The organism is Pseudomonas sp. P5_B2, from assembly GCF_056400445.1.
Genome location: NZ_JBFULH010001189.1, coordinates 1 through 882, shown reverse-complemented (window position 1 = coordinate 882; position 882 = coordinate 1). Strand labels below are relative to the sequence as shown.

The window sequence follows — 882 nt, the reverse complement described above, 5'->3', positions numbered from 1 at the left end:
TGCTTAGGTTATCGGCATAGCGTTCGCGGTAATCCGCTGAATGCAGGATGCCGTAGACATAGTAGAAAACGTCTTCCTTGTTGATCTTCTCGCCAGGGTAGGCGACTAGAAAGTAGGCCTGTCCTTCATCAGTGATGGCGTCACGGCGGCGGTGTTTCTGCTGGGGCGGAGCATCAAACAGACCGGGATGGTACTGTTCACCCACTTCGGCAGCGTCGTCATATAGGTAGAGAGGAAAACACTGGCTGTTGTACTGGAACTTCAGTTCTGAAATGCAGTTTGAAATCAAAACAGAGAAGGGCGTGTTCTCCCCTCTGCCTGTCATGCATATCGTCAGATTCTCAGATTCTGTATTAGGATAGATGCGCGGAATTTGGTTCACATAGGCATTGAGCATCCGATCAAAGTAAGCGTGCTGCTTTGTAAATGGCCTGTAGAGACTGGTAGTCAATCCCTTGGGATTGAAAGTCGCCGGCCTACCCGCTGCACAATCTGAGCGAAGGCCACGTGTCCAACTAATCTTGGTGCTATCAGTGTTCACGAAATCTCTCACCATCTCCTCTCGGGCCCTTCTATCGGCGCTCGGCGTTGCTCCCTGCAACCGAATGACCTCTGAGTTATAAACCTCAATCATCTTTTTAACGTTCTGCTCAAGGGCCACTTGGGAGCAGTTGTAAATCCAAGCATCTCGGCCGGTTTCAAGCCCCCTTGAATAGTTCTCGAATAGTGGCGCTGCGCTTTTTTCGCCCTTTTCTCCTAAGACAATGAACTGATTGAAACTGTCATCACGCTGTTTCAGCCAATCGCCGTGAGCGTCCGGGGTGATGAGTTGCCAGCTCTCAATACCCGCCACGCTGGCAAAGCTTTCGATCTTCTCAAGCT

The 882-nt window shown here is 50.6% G+C and carries 1 protein-coding gene; it reads right to left on the bottom strand.

All coding sequences use genetic code 11. The features are described from left to right. A partial coding sequence (locus tag AC1DRJ_RS30100) for a type ISP restriction/modification enzyme (RefSeq protein WP_477805327.1) occupies positions 1-882 on the bottom strand: 882 nt, incomplete at both ends.